The organism is Pseudoalteromonas sp. McH1-42 (assembly GCF_022347845.1).
In the GTDB taxonomy this organism is placed as follows: Bacteria; Pseudomonadota; Gammaproteobacteria; order Enterobacterales; family Alteromonadaceae; genus Pseudoalteromonas; species Pseudoalteromonas rubra_D.
Genome location: NZ_JAKRFU010000020.1, coordinates 47,764 through 68,355 on the forward strand (window position 1 = coordinate 47,764; position 20,592 = coordinate 68,355).

The window sequence follows — 20,592 nt, forward strand, 5'->3', positions numbered from 1 at the left end:
GATCACACCTCCTTGTTCAATGGCATGGTGATCATCACGGTCTCATTCACCCTAAACGGCGCATCAGGTAACGCGTAGCTGACCTCTACAGTATTCGTCTGCTTATCAACTTGTTGAGATACATAGTCCAACTCTATTGGCAAAGACAAGTGCCCGTTGATCACAGACGCTTTACCAAGTGCAAAGTTAGACAGGCTGGAGACAGGCAATTTTACCTTGAGGTAAAGATCATTGTCTTTGAGTATTCTGACCACTTTTTTACCCTGCTGTACAACTTCTCTAGGGCTGGACAAGCGTTCAAGTACGACACCGTCGAACGGCGCTATAAATTGCTTTCTTTTGATAGCACTGCGCATTTGTGCGATGTCTACAGAGTTGCGCGTGCGCTGAATTTCGCTGTTAATGACTGAAAGTTCTTTTTCAGATAACAGATCTTCACTCAGTGCCTTTCTTTCATGCATCTGCTTATAATTAGCAAAGATCGTACGATTGATCGCCAGCTGATCTTGTGTAAGCAGTTCCAATTGCTGATATGCTTTTAACTGAGCCTGCTCCAGGGACGTATCAAGGCGGAACACCGTATCACCTTTTTTAAACTTAGCGCCCTCATCTAACACCATCTCCAACGTTCCGAAAAGCTCCACAGACAAAACATAATTATGTTTAGAGTAGACCTGTGCAGGGAAACGACTCTGTTTTAGTTCTGACGCGCACGCAGCACCGATTGCATGGCAAAGCAGTGCCATGACCACCAAATATTTCATCTAAGCAGCTCCTTGATACTCGTTTTGATGTTTTTCTTGTTGTTCGATTTCAGGGGATTTATTTGAGCTACAGCCAAATTGGGCCATAAAAGCAGGAACGACTGTAAAAATACTGAGTAAATTAAACGCCATTCCGCCAATAATAATTGCGGCGATTCCCTTGTAAAGCTGTCCCGCTTCCGACGGGAATAGTAATAACGGCACCATCCCGGCAATGGTTGTCAAAGAGCTTATCAATACTGCTCGTTTCCTTTGCGCAATGGCCTGCAATATAGCCTGTGATTGCGCCAACCCAGACTCTGCCAGACGAGCAGCCGTGTCGACCAGCAAAATTGAGTTATTTGCAACCGTGCCAAGCATAATGATAAACCCGATCACACTCAGTACATCGAGTCGGATCCCAGTCATCACTTCAAGTAAAATGATGGCTATCACCCCTCCGAGTAACGGCGTAATAAGACTCGCAAGCACATACAAGCCGGCTTTATAGTTTTTTAGGGTGAACGTGACGATTGCAAACAGGGATAAAGCCACAAACAAAAACATACCGCTGAGTGCCTGCTTAGCTTTCGTGATGCTCGCAGCACTGCCTTCTAATTCAAACCGTCCCTTGTCACCAAATAACGCCGTTAGCTCAGGCGCAATATGTTGTTCAATTTGGCTCATTACGTCACTGACAGACAGGGCTTTATCGGTGATCCCAATATTGAGTTCAATGGCATAGCTGCTATTAAAGCGAACTTGTGACGGAATGACTTGTGTCTGCTCGAACGCCAAAAGTTCTCCTATATAGGTCTGCCGCCCGGCCTGTGTGACATAAGGCACATTGGCATATTCACTTAAAGACTGTCCCTCACCGAGGGTCATATAAACGTTGATGGCCTCGCCATTCATTGACCAGGTTTCAAGATAATTTGACTGAGTTAATGATTTAAATAACTGTTTAAGCTCGACTTCGCTGACACCAATGAAACTGGCGTTGTCGAATTTAGGGATAATTTTATAAACACTCTTTTGTGCCGTTAAATCGGGTTTGAAACGCAGTGATACGCCAGATAAGTGTTTATTAAATAGTGCTTTAATATTGTCCTGATTGGCCGCCAGCCACTGTTTATCATGCGCATGCAGATATATCTTTAGATTGTTTTTTGCTTCAATTCCACCGAATAAATTGCCATGGATTGTGATGACATTATAGTTTGCAAATGCATCTGGTAACTCAGCCTTCAATTTCGCCAATGTCTGAGGCAATTGTTCGTTGTCCTCAAGGCGCAAACCTACGGTAACAAGCCGACCCAGACTAATCACATAATAGTTTTTAATATCCCCATCAACTAATTGAGGAATAAGGCGATTTAATGGCTCAACAAGCTCTTCTTTGACTTTTTCCTTAGACTCCGTATTTTTAAGCGGAATATAAACATCAATTGCATCACGCTTAATATCAGGTAAATAGCCCAAAGAGGGCAGCAACATTATTGCCGATGAAAGAAAAACCACCGTAGATACAACTATCACCGCCAATCTGGCGGGTATGTTATTTAAAACCAAATGCGTCAACTTACCAGCCACAAAAGAGCGACCCTTTTGGCCTGCTTCGCCGGACATAAAAGCGTGCACAAACACAGGCACAATCAGAATGGTCAATGCCAGAGAAATAAGTAGCCCAGATACAAACGCCAGTGACAAACCAGAAAATAACTGCCCTTCCGCTCCTTCACTAAAGATAATGGGTAAAAACACCACGACAGACGTCACCGTAGACGCTAATAAAGCAGGGATCATGGTCGATATCGCATTAAAAATTGCTTGCGGAGACCGTTTGAGTGCGTGTGGCTGTCTGTCGAGATACTCAATTAAAATCAGGACACCATCTACAAACATACCTATCGCGAAAGTGATCCCGGCCAAAGAGATAACATTGATTGAAACATCGAACAGATAAAGGACACCAAGGACCCCCATAATCGATAACAGGGTGATAAGGCTGCTCAACAGAGTTGGTATTACCCTGCGAAAAAAGATAAACGACACCAGCAAAGACAAAGCAAATCCCAGTGAAATGGCTTCTACCATCATCCACACTGCTCGCTTGATAAACAGGCCAGTATCAAAGGTGATTTCATAATTTAACGCAACCACATCGAGTGCAGTGGTATTAAGCGCAAGCTGTTCGTCAACTGCGTTTTGAATGGTCAACAGATCAGCCTGCTTCTGACGTAAAACACGTACCAGGATCCCCGATTGTCCGTTAAATCGAGTCATCCATTTTGAAGGTGTAGCTTCAACTGAGACATTGGCGATTTGATTGAGACGAATAACAGTCCCCAGTTTGGTTGCCAGAGTTGCATTTTGTAATGAACTGATTGAGTCAACACTTTGATAGCTTGCTGTGTATAAATACGCATCTTGTTCGAATGTGCCCGTTGAATCCTGCAAGAGTGTTCGAACACGTGACTGTACATCTCCAAGAGTTAACCCAAATGCCGTTAGCTGCTCAGGTTTAAGCCGGATAACAACTCGCTGCTCGAGGTTAGGAAACAGTTCTGCCTTTTCCACTCCCGAAATACTGACTAGCTGTTTTTTAGCGATGTCTTTGATTAACTGAGTCTGAGCCTGAGTGAATTGACCATTTTCTGAAGTAAAGAAGTAGCTGCCGACAACTTGATTCGACACATTGTTACCGCCTTGATGAAACCTTAACGGAGCAACATAGGTTGGAAATGCTCGCACCCCAGACAACAAAGTGCGCATCTTTTGCTCTGTAGTTTCAAGATTAGTTCCGTATTCAAACTGAACTTCGAACCTGACACTTTCATCACTAAACGTAACTTTTATAGTTTCAAGCGTATTAAGTTTACTGTTGAGCACTTTTTCATAAGGCTCAACGATATTGGCCAGTAAAAATGCTTCACTGGCATTAGGCCATTTCACTGAAAAAGAGATCCTGGGAGGCTCAACATCTGGCAACAACTGAACTTTGTTTTTATAGGCACCAATTAAACCGAAGAGGAATATGGACACGCAAGTAACAAAGAGCAATGTTCTGGAATAAAGATAACTACTTAACACTACAAGTCCATCTACACTACATTCACTTAACGCAAAAAAAGTATCATGAGAAAAACAAATGTCAATAAAATAGAGCTAGGATACACAACTGGCCAAACCTTGCATTATCAAAAATAGAAACAAAACACCACAAAATTAACTTGATAAACATAAATAAAACAAAAAAAGCCAAGTTTAGCAATAATGATATTCAAGCTGGCGCTCAGAAAAGCGCTATCCATTCCCTAAGATGTAAAAAATATAGCACTTTAAATTCTTTAAAGTCACCAGCTCATTTACAAAGATTAATGAGGTATGTTTTAAAGCATCGAGTGTGCTTTCACTCTGGTCGGTGAGTTTGCTAATACCAATTTACTTAATTAAGTGTTCTGTTTTGAGGCGAGAAAATAGGGTCGATAACACCGCTCCCGTGTCCTGCTATCGCTGAGGCACCTACGTCCAAGTAGGCGTGGCAAACATGTACGAACCTATACCTTAGGTGAAGGTTCTAAGTGAGAAATTTTTAACGCCATTAGCGTCTTATTTGCTCCTTCAAATGGAGTAGGTATTAAGTGAAATGGGTATAATTTACCCACTGCGAAGTCGTTGGTGTGAAAATAGGCAAGTAACCATCGCAATACGTTTCGGGTAGAATGAGATACTCAGCCGATAACTGGTAATTTTCCATGCGGATAAACGTGCCATCTGCAAGAAGAGCAATACACATACTGCACTGATGCAGCGCAATGGCTTGACGCCACTGCGCTGTCTCGCTTACAGGTTTTGCTCAGCAAATGAGGCCAGACGACTTCGAACGACTCCGTTGAGATTAATCGTCGCAGAGCCTTCAAAATCTTTAAAGCGCTCAACAATATAAGTAAGCCCTGAAGTCACAGGGGTCAGATAATTGCTGTCTATCTGCGCCAGGTTTCCGGTACAGATAAGTTTAGTGCCCTCGCCACAGCGTGTGATAATGGTTTTTAACTGAGAGGCGGTCAGGTTCTGACTCTCGTCCAGAATCACCACCGCATTTTGGATACTGCGTCCACGCATAAAATTGACCGACTTAAACTGAATGTTGGCCTTTTCCATAATGTAGTTACGGCTCGAAATCGGGCTTTCGTCGTGTTTGTGTAATACCTCCAGCGTATCCGTGATTGCCGCCAGCCATGGGGCCATTTTTTCTTCTTCCGTGCCAGGTAAAAAGCCTATGCTTTCGGCAATTTCCGGGGTGTTGCGGGTCACAATCACCTTATCGTATACGCCTTTTTCAATGATCATTTCCAACGCACTGGCCAGCGCCAGTAAGGTTTTACCGCAACCAGCCGGGCCTGTCAGGATCACCAGCTCGATATTTGGGTCCAGCAACGCATCCAGCGCCATACCCTGATAGACATTTTTAGGCGCAACGCCCCAGGCCTGTTGGTGCATCAGGCGCTCAACGCTAATGTCTTTTAGTGTCACGTGCTCTGTATCATAACCCACCACCCGGGCAGCAAAGTGCTCCCCATCATCTATCAGGTATTCATTGACAAAGACTTCCGGCATCAGTTTTGCGGGCACCTGATGCAAGGTGTAACGGCCCTGCTGCTCTGTCTGGCACTCGCCCACATTGGCCCAGAAATCCCCGGTAAACTTGTTATACCCCGAGGTCAGCAGGTTAATGTCATCAATGAGCTGGTCAGTGCGGTAGTCCTCTACAAATTTGAGGCCGGCCCCTTTGGCCTTGAGGCGCATATTAATGTCTTTGGTGACTAGCACCACTTTTTTATCTGAGTATTGTTTCTGTAATTGAATGGCGCAGTTAATAATTCGGTGGTCATTTTCGTTACCCGGTAAACCAGAGATGCTATCCGGATACAAGTGATCGTTGATCACGATGAGCTTGCCACTGCTCGCGGGTTTATGCGTATCGCGCTGCACTTTGGGCAAAGAAACCCCCTCCAGCATTTGCTCTGGTGAGGCGTTACGCAACACGTCATCAAGGCTGCGAATGGCCACCCTGGCATCGCTGCTGACGTCGCGTTTTCTGTCTTTTATGTGGTCCAGCTCTTCCAGAACTGTCATGGGGATTACTACGTCGTGTTCCTGAAATGAAAAGAAAGCGAGGGGTTCGTGAAGGAGTACGTTGGTATCTAACACATACATTTTACGGTCGAGGTCATCATTTCCCATAGTGCGTTCCTATTTAGTGAAAACTACTACTGAACAAAGACTTGGTCGCCAAGCAAGCCAATGCTCTTACCCTAAGTTTAGTCTATTTGTCACAAAAGTCGTTTTTATGACAGCCACGTTAACCACCCGGTAAGACAATGCGCCATCGCTACGTCAATTTTGAACACTTGAGCTATGCTTATTTTTCGTCGTGAGGACGTAAACACTGTGGCCAGAAATAACGCCAAACAGGACAACAAGTAGCCCAGGCTCCTGTGTTCGCTCAGGTCAATAGCATAATGTGAAAAAAATCACAGTTTATGTACGTTTATCGTTGTCTCACAACCTTGAACAAGGCGGTGCTTCTCGGTACCATGGCCGCCTTTTTTCCGCGAGACGAGACAAGCATGAATTTTTCCTTAGGTCAGCGCTGGATCAGTGATACTGAATCAGATTTAGGATTGGGCACCATAGTGGCATTGGAAGGTCGCCAGGTGACCATATTGTTTCCTGCCAGTGGTGAAAACCGCGTGTATTCTGTACAGGAAGCCCCGGTTACCCGCGTGATTTTTAATCCCGGCGATGTGATCCGCTGTGTTGACGAATGGGAAATGCGTGTTGAAAAAGTCGAAGAACAAGGCGACTTGCTGTGTTATCACGGCGAACGTATCGATAACGAAGAACCGGTCACACTGAAAGAAACCTTTTTAGATCACTTCATTAAGTTTAACAAGCCTCAGGACCGTCTATTTGCAGGTCAGGTTGATCGATTTGACCGTTACACGCTGCGCTATCAAACCTGGCAACATCAGTTCAATCGCCAGCAGTCTCATTTAAAAGGCCTCATTGGTCAGCGTGCCAGTCTGATCCCCCACCAGCTTTACATAGCCGATGAAGTAGGCAAACGTTTCGCGCCCAGAGTTTTACTGTCGGACGAAGTTGGTTTAGGTAAAACCATTGAAGCCGGCATGATCCTACATCAGCAAATTCTGACGGGCCGTGCCAGCCGTGTACTGATCGTCGTGCCTGAAAGCCTGCAACATCAGTGGCTGGTTGAAATGCTGCGCCGCTTCAACTTGCACTTCTCTATTTTTGATGAAGACCGCTGTGACGAAGCCTTTGCGGATTCACCAAACGTATTTGAAACCGAGCAATTGGTGTTGGTGAGCCTGGAATTTATCACCAAGAAACGCCGCTGGTTTGAGCAAGCAACATTAGCGGACTGGGATCTGTTGGTTGTTGATGAAGCGCACCATCTGACGGTAGAAAAAGACAAACCAAGCACCGAGTACCAGCGCATTGCGGAACTGAGCCAGGACATCGCAGGCCTGATCTTGCTGACCGCCACGCCAGATCAACTTGGCCACCGCAGCCACTTCGCTCGTCTGCAACTGCTTGACCCGGACAGATTCTACGATTACGACGCCTTTGTGGAAGAAGAAAGCCATTATAAAGAAGTCGCCGATGCCGCCAACAAACTGCTACAAGACGCCGCGCTGGACGACAAAGCCAAAGCAACCCTGACTGAGCTGTTAAAAGAAACCGACATCACCGATCTGCTTAGCCAGGTTGAACAGGGCGAGGAGTCGGCCAAGCAAACGCTGCTAAACAACCTGCTGGACCGCCATGGCACCGGACGTATTTTATTCCGCAACAGCCGCAGTGGTATTGACGGCTACCCAAGCCGTATACTGCATGCCTGTCCTGTTGAGATGCCAAAGCAATACAAAACCGCTATCTCTGTCATGGGTAATCTGGGCGGCATTCAAAGTGCAGATAAAAGTGCTCTGCGTGCCCTGTTCCCGGAAAAAATCTTCCAGGAGTTTGAAGGCGAAAGCGCCAGCTGGACCCAGTTCGACCCGCGTGTCGCCTGGCTGATCGATAAGCTCAAAGAGCTTAAACAGCAAAAGGTGCTACTGATCTGTGCTGAAGCACAAACCGCCATCAGTCTGGAGCAAACCCTGCGTGAACGCGAAGGCATTAAGTCAGCCGTATTCCATGAAGGGATGTCTATCTTAGAGCGTGACCGCGCTGCGGCGTACTTTGCCGATGAATATGACTCTGCCCAGGTGCTGCTGTGTTCAGAAATTGGCTCGGAAGGTCGTAATTTCCAGTTTGCCCACCACCTGGTGCTGTTCGATTTGCCGCTGAACCCGGATCTGCTGGAACAACGTATTGGTCGTCTGGACCGCATTGGTCAGCAGCAGGATGTGAATATTCATGTGCCTTACTTTGCCAATACAGCCCAGGAAGTGCTGCTACGCTGGTATGACGAAGCACTGGATGCGTTCGAAACCACCAGCACCACCGGCCAGTTGCTTTATAAAGAATTCTCAGAGGATTTACTCGAACTGGTTGCCGCGCATAACTGTGATGAAGAAGAACTGGATCCGTTACTTGAGCAGGTTGCCAAGCAAAACACTGTGCTGCGCGCTAAAATGGAGCAAGGTCGCGACCGTCTGCTAGAGCTGCATTCAAGCGGTATGGGCAAAGCCGATGGCATTGTTGAAGAAATTGAAGCGCTCGACGACGACGTTGTCTTACCCACTTACATGATCAATGTGTTCGACATCTTTGGGGTCAACCAGGAAGACAAAGGTGAAAACACCATTATCCTGAAGCCCACCGAGCATATGCTCAACCCGTCTTTCCCAAGCCTGAAAGACGATGGCATCACCGTGACTTTTGACCGTGCTACGTCGCTGTCACAAGAAGATGCTCAGTTTATCAGCTGGGATCACCCTATGGTGGAAGGTGTGATGGACATGATCTGTGACGATGATTTTGGCTGTGCCTCTGTTGCTCTGCTGAAAAACAACAAACTGCCGGTAGGTACTTTCTTTGTTGAGCTGATCTTTGTGGCCGAAACATCGGCTCCGAAATCACTGCAAATTGGCCGTTTCCTGCCACCCACACCGATCCGGGTACTGATGGATAAAAGCGGTAACGATCTGGCACAAAACGTGGCATTTGATGCCTTTAACAACCAGCTCTCTGCCGTTGGTCGTCAGACCGCCAGTAAACTGGCCAATGCACTGCAATCGGGTATCCATCCGCTGATCAGCAAAGCCGAAGAGCAGGCCAAAGCACAGATGGCTGACCTGCAACAAGCTGCACAAGCACAGATGGAAACCCGCCTGAGCGACGAGCAGGCCCGCTTGCAGGCACTGAAAGCGGTTAACCCGAATATCCGTGACGAAGAAATTCAGGTATTCGATAAACAACGCAGCGCGCTCAGCGAGCACATCGGCAAGGCTCAGGTAAAACTGGACGCCATTCGCCTGATTGTAGTGGCGCATTAAACACCATAGCAAGAAACAGGGGCACACTATTTGGTGTGTCCCATACATTTTGATTTACTAAGTAAGAGGTTTCTGTCTCCCCTAACAAAGCCATTAGTATGGTTCGGAGCGTGGAAATCACGTCTTATCTTCAAGCCAGATGGCTTAAAGATTTTGTTCGATACTTTCGTTTTGTAGCTGCCACAGAGTTTTCTATATCTGAGCGTATTTTGCGAGAGATGCTCATCAGTTTTACGTAAACTTCCTGCGTCAGACCCAATACAGTGTCATGCCATTGGCTTAAACAAACAGCTGGCAGGTCACCTCTTCCACATTAATCGGCCAACAGAGAAACCGATGTGCAGAAATTTACCCAATATAAGCGTTATCTGAAATTCATGAGTACAAGAACACTCATTGATAGGTACTTCTGTGCACTGTGATAACAATCACACGGATGATGACAAACGCGAGTGTTATCAAATTTACACCTGTAGATGAGAGAGGGAGAGTCATTTCGCAATTAAATGCATCGCTACGATGCCCGCAGAAACACAAAGCAGGCCAGTAAACTGGCCTACGATCAACAACATTGTCTAGCAAGAAACTAAAGATATAACCTCTCAGGTCACCCTGAGTCGATCATAAATTAGCGATTAAGCGCACTGCCAGGTTTGTGGGCACTGCATGGTTTTCAGACACATCAGCGTGTCCAGGTTAGTACCACCAGCAACCTGTGGGGTTTGCTGTGGATTGAGCTTAGCAGAAGAGGTGTTAAGGTTTTTAACGGTCTTTTTGCTTAGTTTAAGTAACATCTTAATTTCCTTTGGTTAGTTACAAAAATCGCGGTAACAATATCAGGTTTTAATATCCCTAAAAAGCTTTAATTAATGAAATATTTATTTAAATCAACTGGGGATTAATAAATAATCTTTCATTAAAAAACATTTATAAAAATAGCTCATGTTTTGATCAGACCATTTTTTCATACGCATTATTACCAATTTGGGAATTTTTATTCCCATTCACACTTTAACCTTTACTTAACCCTGTACACGTTAATTTGACCTTTGAATCGGCTTCGTCCGGCCCAAAAGCAACTGTAGCGAAAGGAAGATCAACATGATAAAGGTTAAAACGAGTGCATTTGCACTGCTGATGGGCAGTGCGTTTAGCACCTGCGCGCTGCCCATACCCGATGATTTAGACCAGGCACTCTCAGAGTTAATTACTCAACATGGCCTGACTGGCAAGCCGGCTACCGGATTTGACTTACCCGGTGTCGATGACCCTGAGGTTAAACTGGGCAAACTGCTGTTTTTCACCAAAGCACTGAGTGGTGACAAGCAAGTGGCCTGCGCCAGCTGCCATCACCCCTACCTGGGTGGCGGCGATGGCCTTTCCCTGCCCGTAGGTACCCTGGCACAAGATCCGGATATACTCGGGCCGGGCCGTAAAACCACCACAGGACAATTCTACGTGCCACGCAACTCGCCCAGTATCTTCAATGCCTGGGTGCATAAACGCAGCCTGTTTCGTGATGCCCGAGTGGAGTTTCTGGACTGGCTGAACCCTGAGCAGGGGATCAGTACACCAGATGTCCCTTATGGTGAAGCCGATCCAAACGCGGGCGACTCGCTGTTGGCAGCGCAAGCACGCTTTCCGGTGGTCACCCCCTCAGAAATGCAAGGCTTTGAGTTTATGAAAGGTGCGCCTAATGATGCCGTCAGAGCCCATCTGGCTGCACGAATAGGCAACTATGGCAATGCCCAGGGCGAGTTATTTCGCAATCAGTGGCGGGACTATTTCGCAGCAGTATATGGTGATAAAAGCGCTGAAGAGATTGTCACTTTTGATAATATCACCCGCGCGCTGGCAGCCTACCAGCAATCAATGAATATGACGGATAATCCCTGGAACAGATACGTGCAAGGAGATAAATCCGCACTGACAACGTCACAAAAGCGCGGTGCCTTTTTGTATCTTTACATGCCGCCGCCCCCGTCTGATGGCGGAAGTGAGCCCGATTTTTTGCCAACCCAATGTATCGGCTGCCACAATACCGACAGCTTTAGCCAGACCAAAGGCACCAACTATCACAGGTTAGCCTTTCCACAAATAGGTCCCGGCATTGGTGAAACCGGTGATGAAAGCAATGATCGTGGCCGCACCTTGCGCAATCAAAACCTGGCTGACATCTACAGCTTTCGCTCTACTACTTTGCTAAACGTCGAAGTCACCGGCCCTTACGGTCATGCAGGCAATTACGATACGCTGGAAGAAGTAATTGAGCATTACGATGACTACCATGCCATATTAGACGACTACATAGACAACCAGGGCTGGTGCAAACAACCTCAGTTTAAAGACATCAAAAACTGTGTCGACTTATTCCCTGATACCCGCCGGCATACCGATGCCGCCGCTAAAATCATCGATGATGAAATCGCCGATGGTGCACCGGTACTGCGTAAATTAGAACTCAGTACCCAGGAAAAAGCCGATTTAGTCAACTTTATGAAAGCACTGACCGATCCCTGTGTAAAACAGGCAGATTGCCTCGCTGCCTGGTTGCCACAACCCCATGAAGGTGACCCTGACGGCTTGCAACTGTACGCCAAAAATTATCAGGGCGTGCCATTGTACTTACCCGCGGATTGCGCTCAGAGTGATACTGCGGTCACAGGCAGCCGCTTAATGCTGGACCAGGGAGAATGTATCTCAGGTAAAGCCCATTACTTCTATGTTGACGTGGCACAAGACAATACCACTTTGTACTTCAGCAGCCGCAGTGGCACAGGGCAACCACGCTTATTTTATAATGCCTACCAATGGGCAGACCCGCAAAATGCACAAGCTACGTCCCACGGCACCGGCACTGAGCAAGTACTCAAAGTCACGGTGAACCGGGGTCGTCATTTTGTCTCAGTGATAGATCCAAATGGTTACCAGGGGCTGTCTGTTGCAGCAGGCGTCGACAGTGCCTTACGAGAACCCGGTGAGCTGCCACGGGACATCGTCAATGCCTGTATTGAGGGCCTGCCAAGTGGTTATACCGAACTCTTATCAGGCAAAGCCCAGTGCGCCGCTCCCGGTGACAGTTACTTTTTTATTAAAGTGACGGATCCGGGCAGTACACTCGAAATCCGCACCCGACACGGTGTCGGTAACAGCGATCTGTTTGCTGGCACATTCTGGCCCAGCCGGGACATGTATACCTTTGCCTCACGTCGCTCAGACAACAGCGAATTTCTCAGAATAGATAGCCCTTTACCTGGCTGGTACTACGTGCTGGTCTCAGGGGATGGCCAGAATGAGGGCGTCAGCATTCAGGTCGATGTCATCGAGGCTGATAGCGCATCTCGCGAAAAAGGAAACCGCAAGCCAAACCGGGCAAACAACGCAACTTTGCCCAACTGATATCCAATACCAATCGGCTCACATAAGCGAGCTGGTATTCGCTGTGATATCGCCTCCCAAGCCGCAGTCCTACCTGCGGCTTTTTTGTGAAGCCCGGTCATTACCCACATCACCCGGTGTACTTAACCCGCCTTTAACCAATCACCCTCTACACTGGCGGTTACTTTTCGCCCGCACAGAACATCAACGGGTATATTATTCAGAGAGTTCACCATGACGTTACTCAATAATCGTTTACTCATCACACAGCTGGCCTTTTGTGGCCTGTGTGCTGCCATTGTCTTTGCAATCCCTTCTCTGGGGGGGGCCGACACGAAAGACTCACCGGCCGCAGAGCGATCCCACAGAGCAAGCACGCTTGTTACACCACCTCAGGTCACAATCATGCCAGTAAAAGCGGCCAGCTATACCCACATCATTACTGGCCACGGTACCGTAAGCGCCACACATACGCTGACACTCAGTAGCGAAATTGGCGGCCGGGTGACCCGGCTCCACCCAGGCTTTAAACAGGGAGAACAGCTGTCGGCGGGTACCGTACTGGCACGACTGGATGACACACAGCTTCAGCAAACGCTGGCGAACGCCGAAGTCTCACTGGCACAAGCCAGGCTCGATGCGGAAGCAGAAAAGCTCCAGGGCGACCCAAATAAGATGCAGTGGCGACAACTGGCTAGCACTGACAGCCACGATGTATTGCAGCCGCTACGTGCACCACAACAGCAAGTTGTCGCGGCTCAGCTGAGCCTGGCCGAAGCACAGTTGAATAGCGCACGGTATAACTTGGCAGCCAGTCAATTTACCCTACCCTTTGATGCCACCATAGTAAAACGCTCAGTTCAGCCTGGCAGTTATGTGCAACCGGGCAGCGCCATTGCCACACTTTACAGTACCGCACAGGCCGAAATCACGATTGAACTCAGCGCCGAGCAATGGCGACACTTACCCGCAGAGTTGATGCCAGAAGGTGGCTGGCATGTCACCCTCAGAGATACAACCAATACCGATGAGCAAACCCAATGGCATGGCCGTGTATCGCGCCTGAGCCAGTATGTTGATCCGCAATCGCGCCAACGTCTGGCAATTATCATCGTCGATAGGCCGCTGGCTCAAACACAACCATTGTATTTTGGCAGTTATGTTAAGGCTCAGATACAGGGGGTTAAGCAAGATGACTTGTGGCGCATTCCCGCCTCAGCCCTGTCACAACAAAACCTCATCTGGTACGTCGACAAGGAAAATCGCCTGGCGCACTTTACCCCGCAGATCCAGTTTCGCCAGCACGGTGACCTGTATATTAATGCCCCCACAGACTTACACCAGGCCAATATCGTCGTACGTCCTTTAAGTGCCTATCTCGACGGCATGAAAGTTACCCCAATTCAACAGGAGCACAGCAATGACTGAGCGTTTTTCCCTGATAGCCTGGTTTGCGAAAAACCCGGTGGCAGCCAACCTGCTCATGCTGGCGGTGATCTTACTCGGACTCAGCAGCGCCGGTAATTTGCGCAAGGAGGGCTTCCCGCAACAGGAGCCGGATACCATACAGATCAGTGTCGCTTACCCCAGTGGCAGTGCCGCCCAGGCCGAGCAAGGCATTGCCGTTGCAATTGAAAATGCGCTGGAGTCTGTGAAAGGGATAAAACGCATCACCACCACGGCCAGTGCCAGCAGTGTGAAGGTACTGGTAGAAAAGACCGCGCAACACGATCTGGATACCTTGCAAAGAGAGGTAAAAAACCAGGTGGATGCCATCTACAATCTGCCGCAGGATGCAGAGCAGCCCGTGATCACCACCGCACAGCGAGCGCAAGAGGTGATCCGGGTGCAGCTATTTGGCGCATTGTCTGCTCAGACACTACAAACCCTTGGGAGCCAGCTTGCGGATGACTTACTGGCTCAGCCTAATATCGCCACACTCAGTCAGCCCGATCACCGTGACCCATTGGTGGCCATTGAAATAGACGAAGCCAGCCTGCAAGCCTATCAGCTTAGTTTCAGCGAGGTAGCCGAAGCCATCAATCAATATTCCGGCACAGCACTGACCACCAGCCTGCGTAACCCCGATAAAGTGCTGCGCCTGAAAGCCGCCGAGCAGGCGCTTTATGCCGCAGACTTTGCGTCGATTGTCGTAGCAACCTCACAAACAGGTAAAAGCATTCGACTCCGCGATGTGGCCACACTGCAAGATACTTTTGCGGACGACAGTTTTCACCTGGCCCGATTTAATGGGCATCCCACTTACGGCATCACCATAGTTATGGACGAATACGGCGACATGAGCAACAGTGTGGCGCAAGCCAAAGCCGTCGTAGCAAAGTGGCAAAGCAAATTGCCCGAGGGGGCCTCACTGATCACCTGGTATGACAACTCTAAGCTGATCACGGAGCGCCTGAGTCTGCTGAGCCTGAACGCACTGAGCGGCATTGCCCTGGTGTTTATGGTACTGGCACTGTTTCTAAATCTGAAAGTTGCCTTTTGGGTCGCCGCGGGCCTGCCCTTTGTGTTCTTCGGCAGCCTCTTTTTTATGACCGAACCCTACACCGGCATGACGCTCAATGAAATGACTACCTTTGGCTTTATTATGGCGCTGGGGATCGTCGTGGATGATGCCGTAGTAGTGGGTGAAAGCATCTATTCAACCCGGCAACGCTTTGGTGACACACTCAGCAACACCATCAAAGGCACCCAGCTGGTCGCCATCCCCACCTTGTTTGGCGTATTAACCACTGTGGCAGCCTTTGCTGCGCTGGCCAATATCTCCGGCGGGCTAGGTGTACTGTATGCCCAGTTTGGTACTGTGGTTACCCTATGCCTGTTGCTGTCAGTGGTGGAGTCTAAATTGATCTTACCGGCACACCTGGCCCACATTAACACCCAGCAAAAACATCAGCCGAACCGCCTCACGGCACTCTGGCATAGTGTGCAGCAAAGCGCAGATGCGCTGCTTACTGGCTTTAATCAGCGACTTTATCAGCCTGCTTTGGAACACATTATGCACTTTCGTTACGCCGCATTGATGGGGTTTCTTGCGCTATTTTTTCTGACTGCCAGCCTGATCACTCAGGGGATTGTCAGGGTCGGCTTTTTCCCCGGACTGCCCGCCGATACGATCACTGCCACCATTACTCTTTATAACGACGCCAGTTTTGGCCAGACCGCCCGCAATCTGGATCAGCTTGAGGCACAGCTATATCAGGCCGAGCAACAACTGCTGGACGAGCAAAACCTCAGCCACATCGCCAGCGTGTCGGTCAGCGCAACTGGCGATCAAAGCGGCACACTCAATGTGGAGCTGGCTGGCACCCAACCCTATACCCTGAGCGAACTGGCGAAACGCTGGAGGACTCTGGCGGGCACCCCGGAAGCCAGCAAAACCTTGCATATTCAGGCGCAACTTGCACGCGTCTCCAACTTTAAGGTGGAGTTAAAAAGTAGCAGCGACGACACGTTAGAGGGTGCCGAAGCAAACCTGCAACAGGCGTTGCGTGAGATAAAGGGTGTACATAGTATCGACAGCTCACTGGCACCCGGCGAAGCCACCATGCACTTTGAAGTCACCGAAGAAGGCGAAATGCGCGGATTTACCACCCAATTGCTGGCACGCCAGCTACTACAAGCATTTGGTGGTGAGGTCGTACAACGTTATATGCGGGACAAAGACGAAGTGAAAGTGCGGGTGCGTTATCCACTGGCTGCGCGCAGCGAGCAGGCTGATGTGCTTGCAGCCAGAGTGCGTGCCCCCGACGGACGGACCGTACCGCTTGGCAACGTAGCAAACGTAACCTACACCAGCGAAGTGCAATCCATTACCCGGATCAACGGCGTCAGAGCAGTAACGGTCTCCGCTGCGGTGAATAAAGCCCTTTTGACGCCCACCGAGCTGGTGACCAGGCTCGAGCACAGCGTGGTACCCGGATTGCGTGCTCAGTACCCGGATCTGAACATACATTTTGCCGGGGAAGCCGAGCACCAAAAAGAAGCCACCGACTCCATGAGCTCCGCCTATCTGCTGGCGCTGCTGGCTATTTATGCACTGCTGGCTATCCCACTGAAATCATATTGGCAGCCACTGATCATCATGTCGGTTATTCCGTTTGGCTTTGTAGGCGCGATTTTAGGTCACTGGGGCTTAGGTTTAACGCTCAGTATTCTATCCTTAAATGGCATACTGGCGCTCAGCGGCGTGGTGATCAACGACAGCCTGCTGCTAGTCAGCCAGTTTAATCGCCATCGCCGTGAGGGGAAAACCATGCACAATGCGTTACTTGAAGCCTGCAGCGGCCGACTGCGTGCAATATTACTGACGTCACTGACCACCTTTGCCGGACTATACCCGATTTTGGGTGAAACCTCTCAGCAGGCGCAATTTTTGATACCCGCAGCGGCATCCCTCGGTTACGGAATTTTATTTGCCACGGCCATTACGTTATTTTTAATCCCGGTATTGCTACTGATCAGCCACGATATCTCAGCCCTGCTGAACCGGTTCCGCCCCACCCGTACGGAGTATGTACCTCATGATCAACGTCATTTTAGTTGAGGATGACCTGGCGCTGGCCGGGAACATTATTGATTACTTTGAACTGGAAAACATCATCTGCGACCACGCAGCCAATGGCATTGCCGCACTCAACCTGATCCGCGACAATCTGTATCAGGTGATCATTCTGGATTTGAACCTGCCGCGCATGGATGGCTTACAGATCTGCCAGGCACTGCGCGACGAGGGCAATGATACCTCAGTGATTATGCTTACAGCGAGGGATCAACTCGAAGACAAACTGGCAGGTTTTGCCACCGGTTGTGATGACTACCTGGTCAAACCATTTGCCATGGCAGAACTGGTGGTGCGGGTCAGAGCCTTAGCCAAACGTAAAAGTGGTGAGGTTAAACGGCTGGAACTGGCTGAATTACACCTGGATCTGGATAACCGGGAAGCCACTTACCAGGGAGCACAGCTCAAACTCAGCCCGACAGGCATGATCATCCTCGAGACCCTGCTTCGTGCTTATCCAAATATGGTTACGAGACAGATGCTATTGCAGGCCGTTTGGGGCGATGAACAACCCGACAGTAATGCGCTTAAAGTACATATTCATCACCTGCGCAAAGCGCTCTCAATATGCAACCCGATGCTCACCCTTGACGCCATCCCGAGACAAGGGTTTAAACTCCATTGCCATAAGGAGCGCGTTTAATGGCCCCCATACATATGAGTCTGCGCCGCTACATTCTTGCTGCCCTGCTGGTGCTGGCCACCTTGGTGATCAGTTTGTTGTCCCTACTGTGGACCAACAGCTTTTTTACCGGGCTCGATGACATGATGAAAGGCACTATGCTGAATGTCGCCCAGGCGCACCACCCGCAACCCGGTCAACCAGTAAGGGCTCACAACTTTGTGGTGGCCAGTCAGTGGCAGGATTTACCCCAGACCATTCGTACCACCTTTTCGCGTCAGGCTCTTGAAGCAAATGCCTTATACAAACAGGTAACCCGGGATAATATGTTTACCCGCCCCAGTGAAGCGCGCTTTGTACTGTATTTTGAAAAGTCCGATGGCCAGTATGGCTATGTTGCTCACCATTTTACTGCGCCGAAAATGCCACCTAAGACCTGGTTCCAGGGACCGGAAATCTTAGGGGTACTATTTGCGCTGGGCACGCTCGCGTTGTTTGCCGCCGTGCTGGTGATACTGCTGCGTACTGTCACCCGGCCTGTGGCAAAGCTACATGACTGGGCTGCCGGGTTGGATCATCAGACGCTCAACGACCCACCCCCGGTTTTTCGCTATCACGAGTTAACCACTCTTGCCGAGCTGATCCAGCAAAGCCTGCAACAGGTCAAGCACAGCCTTGATCGGGAGCAGGAGTTTGTCAGCCATGCCAGTCACGAGCTACGCACCCCCATTGCAGTGATCCGCAGCAGCGTGGAGCTGCTGCATCGCCTTGGCAGCACGCCTGATGACAAAGGTAAAAAAGCACTGATGCGCATCGACCACGCCAGCCAGGCGATGGTAGCACTGACCGAGACCTTGCTGTGGCTAAGCCGAAAGGGGCAACCGCTGAGAGATTTAAAAGCAGTTAGACTGGCTGACCTGATAGATGCCCAGCTGGAGGATCTGGCTTACCTTAAGCAGGGAAAACACATTGATCTGGCTGTGCACAGCGATGACTACCAGTGTGAATTGTCACAATCCGGCGCAACCATCGTCATTGGTAACCTGCTCAGAAACGCCTTACAACACACCCATCATGGCACAATTTCAATCACACAAACACAGCATATTATCGAAATTGAAAACCGAGAAAATGACGATGAGCACACTAAAACCGGGCAAGACCCGGGCCAGGATGATGAACTCAACAATGGGTCGGGCTATGGGCTGGGCCTGGACTTAGCACGCAGACTGTGTGACGAGCTGCAATGGCAACTCAACATTGCCCATGACGCCAGGCGCTTTTGTGTAACTTTGGTTTTGTCACCGCGCTACTAGGCTGCCTGAAAAAAGTTATCTACAAAGAAGTGTGCCGCACATCACAAGGAGCGGCACACAATTGCACAAGATTATCCGGGCGTTCCGGCGCGCTTTACCCGCCAAGCCGCGTGCTTTAACTTTGTTTCAGCTTATCCCGGCGCAATTTTAGCAACCAGGAGGATTTGTTCTTCTCTGCATCATAGAACACAGAGATTGTAAAAAAGAACATCAAAAACAGAATTATATGGGCAGCCAGGCTGATGCCAAAGACAATCATACTGCCGATGTAGGTTGCAAAGGTGAAGCTCCACATACAGGCTAAAACAGTCATAATGTGAAAACGGCTCACAGGGTCCGGGATATGCCGAAGCGGGTTTCTGGTGGAGTCAAAGATATAGGTGTAGGCGTCATATACTTTGAGTGCGAACTGTTTCATATCTACCTCACAGTCTGATATTAGTTCACTCTTTACTACGAGAGGCACTGCACTTTGGATCTTAAGGCTAATAGCACCTCACGCATCACAGCGTCTTTTCACTTGAAGGTATACATCACCCAAACAAACCAGCTAGACTGTCTAAAACCATAGGACAGGTGCCTGACTTCATTGAACTATGCGCATGTAATTTATCTATAAGGAAAGCTGATGGACTGCTGCAACCAGCGCTCATATGAGACACCAGAGGGTAAGATAACCTCACTAATTCGACGAGATAGACCCAGAGTCGAAGCGCTCAACCTGGTAGCGCAATTAGATTTACCGCAATGCTATATCGCAGCCGGTTTTGTTCGAAACTTAGTCTGGGACGCATTGCACAAATTTAAGCATTCCACGCCATTACATGATGTAGACGTAATCTACTTCGACCCTGCTGAGTCTGACCCCAATGCGTATCAAAAGTACGAAGCACAACTCACCAAGTGCATGCCCCGGCTTAACTGGCAAGTACGTAATCAAGCTAAAATGCATCAGTATAATGGGGATCCAGCTTATCACAGTACTCTGGACGCGATGCATCACTGGCCAGAAAAAGAAACAGCTGTGGCAGCCAGACAGATCTCACCGAACACATACGAACTTATCGCAGCTTTTGGATTTGACTCACTGTTCAGCCTCTGTATTACGCACAACCCAAAAAGATCGAGGGCTATTTTTGACAGTCGCGTACATTCAAAACAATGGCTAACCAAATGGCCAGCGCTAAAACTAGCGAAATCACACGAGCACGATTGCATTTCACTATAGATACGAGACAATGCCACACAACAAAACACTAAGTTATTAGAGTTACATGACTTCCCCATACCGCCCAAGATCAATGCCCTTCACAACGCACTCTCTGCTTTGATCCTTTTAGGTATTCATAATATGCTAAAACCTGCAACAGCCCGACGCTGCCTCAGAGCATAATAAGAAGTACTGAAATGGGTAGTCGATAGCTGG

The 20,592-nt window shown here is 48.9% G+C and carries 12 protein-coding genes; 7 read left to right on the plus strand and 5 right to left on the minus strand.

Translation table 11 applies throughout. From position 1 onward, the window contains the following. Positions 1 to 2: 2 nt before the first annotated feature. The 3 genes from MHN31_RS17710 to MHN31_RS17720 all read right to left on the minus strand — a co-directional run bounded on the left by MHN31_RS17710 (position 3) and on the right by MHN31_RS17720 (position 5,990). Positions 3 to 764 carry an HlyD family efflux transporter periplasmic adaptor subunit gene (locus MHN31_RS17710; protein WP_239444933.1) on the minus strand — a complete coding sequence of 254 codons (762 nt, stop codon included), beginning with the start codon at positions 762 to 764 and terminating at the stop codon, positions 3 to 5. Continuing rightward, the gene (locus MHN31_RS17715; RefSeq protein WP_343224703.1) at positions 765 to 3,836 is read right to left on the minus strand and encodes an efflux RND transporter permease subunit; all 3,072 of its coding nucleotides are present in this window, start codon (positions 3,834 to 3,836) and stop codon (positions 765 to 767) included. A 753-nt stretch (positions 3,837 to 4,589) separates the two neighbouring features. After that, positions 4,590 to 5,990, minus strand: coding sequence for a PhoH family protein (locus MHN31_RS17720; protein ID WP_058797530.1), 1,401 nt, complete (start codon positions 5,988 to 5,990; stop codon positions 4,590 to 4,592). Between the two features lie 386 nt (positions 5,991 to 6,376). On the opposite strand from MHN31_RS17720, the gene rapA reads away from it, so the two are divergent. After that, positions 6,377 to 9,271: an RNA polymerase-associated protein RapA gene (rapA, locus tag MHN31_RS17725; protein WP_239444935.1), complete on the plus strand. Its 2,895-nt coding sequence runs from the start codon at positions 6,377 to 6,379 to the stop codon at positions 9,269 to 9,271. Positions 9,272 to 9,906: 635 nt separating this feature from the next. Here the strand turns inward: rapA and MHN31_RS17730 are convergent. Beyond that, entirely contained in the window at positions 9,907 to 10,065 is a 159-nt protein-coding gene (locus MHN31_RS17730) for a hypothetical protein (protein WP_155946265.1), read from the minus strand. A 307-nt stretch (positions 10,066 to 10,372) separates the two neighbouring features. Between MHN31_RS17730 and MHN31_RS17735 the strand changes: the two genes are divergently transcribed. The 5 genes from MHN31_RS17735 to MHN31_RS17755 all read left to right on the plus strand — a co-directional run bounded on the left by MHN31_RS17735 (position 10,373) and on the right by MHN31_RS17755 (position 19,166). Then, entirely contained in the window at positions 10,373 to 12,670 is a 2,298-nt protein-coding gene (locus MHN31_RS17735) for a cytochrome c peroxidase (protein ID WP_239444936.1), read from the plus strand. A gap of 213 nt (positions 12,671 to 12,883) precedes the next feature. Beyond that, positions 12,884 to 14,077: an efflux RND transporter periplasmic adaptor subunit gene (locus MHN31_RS17740; protein WP_239444937.1), complete on the plus strand. Its 1,194-nt coding sequence runs from the start codon at positions 12,884 to 12,886 to the stop codon at positions 14,075 to 14,077. After that, on the plus strand, positions 14,070 to 17,213 hold the full coding sequence (locus tag MHN31_RS17745; protein ID WP_239444938.1) for an efflux RND transporter permease subunit: 3,144 nt from the start codon (positions 14,070 to 14,072) through the stop codon (positions 17,211 to 17,213). The genes MHN31_RS17740 and MHN31_RS17745 overlap by 8 nt, the downstream gene beginning before the upstream one ends. After that, positions 17,191 to 17,871: a response regulator transcription factor gene (locus tag MHN31_RS17750; RefSeq protein WP_125562036.1), complete on the plus strand. Its 681-nt coding sequence runs from the start codon at positions 17,191 to 17,193 to the stop codon at positions 17,869 to 17,871. Before MHN31_RS17745 ends, MHN31_RS17750 begins: the two co-directional genes overlap by 23 nt. Next, positions 17,871 to 19,166: a HAMP domain-containing sensor histidine kinase gene (locus MHN31_RS17755; protein ID WP_239444939.1), complete on the plus strand. Its 1,296-nt coding sequence runs from the start codon at positions 17,871 to 17,873 to the stop codon at positions 19,164 to 19,166. Before MHN31_RS17750 ends, MHN31_RS17755 begins: the two co-directional genes overlap by 1 nt. A 115-nt stretch (positions 19,167 to 19,281) precedes the next feature. On the opposite strand, the gene MHN31_RS17760 is transcribed toward MHN31_RS17755, so the two are convergent. Next, positions 19,282 to 19,584 carry a hypothetical protein gene (locus MHN31_RS17760; RefSeq protein WP_010385282.1) on the minus strand — a complete coding sequence of 101 codons (303 nt, stop codon included), beginning with the start codon at positions 19,582 to 19,584 and terminating at the stop codon, positions 19,282 to 19,284. A 210-nt stretch (positions 19,585 to 19,794) separates the two neighbouring features. Between MHN31_RS17760 and MHN31_RS17765 the strand changes: the two genes are divergently transcribed. Further along, positions 19,795 to 20,394, plus strand: coding sequence for a nucleotidyltransferase family protein (locus MHN31_RS17765; RefSeq protein ID WP_125562040.1), 600 nt, complete (start codon positions 19,795 to 19,797; stop codon positions 20,392 to 20,394). Positions 20,395 to 20,592 lie beyond the last annotated feature (198 nt).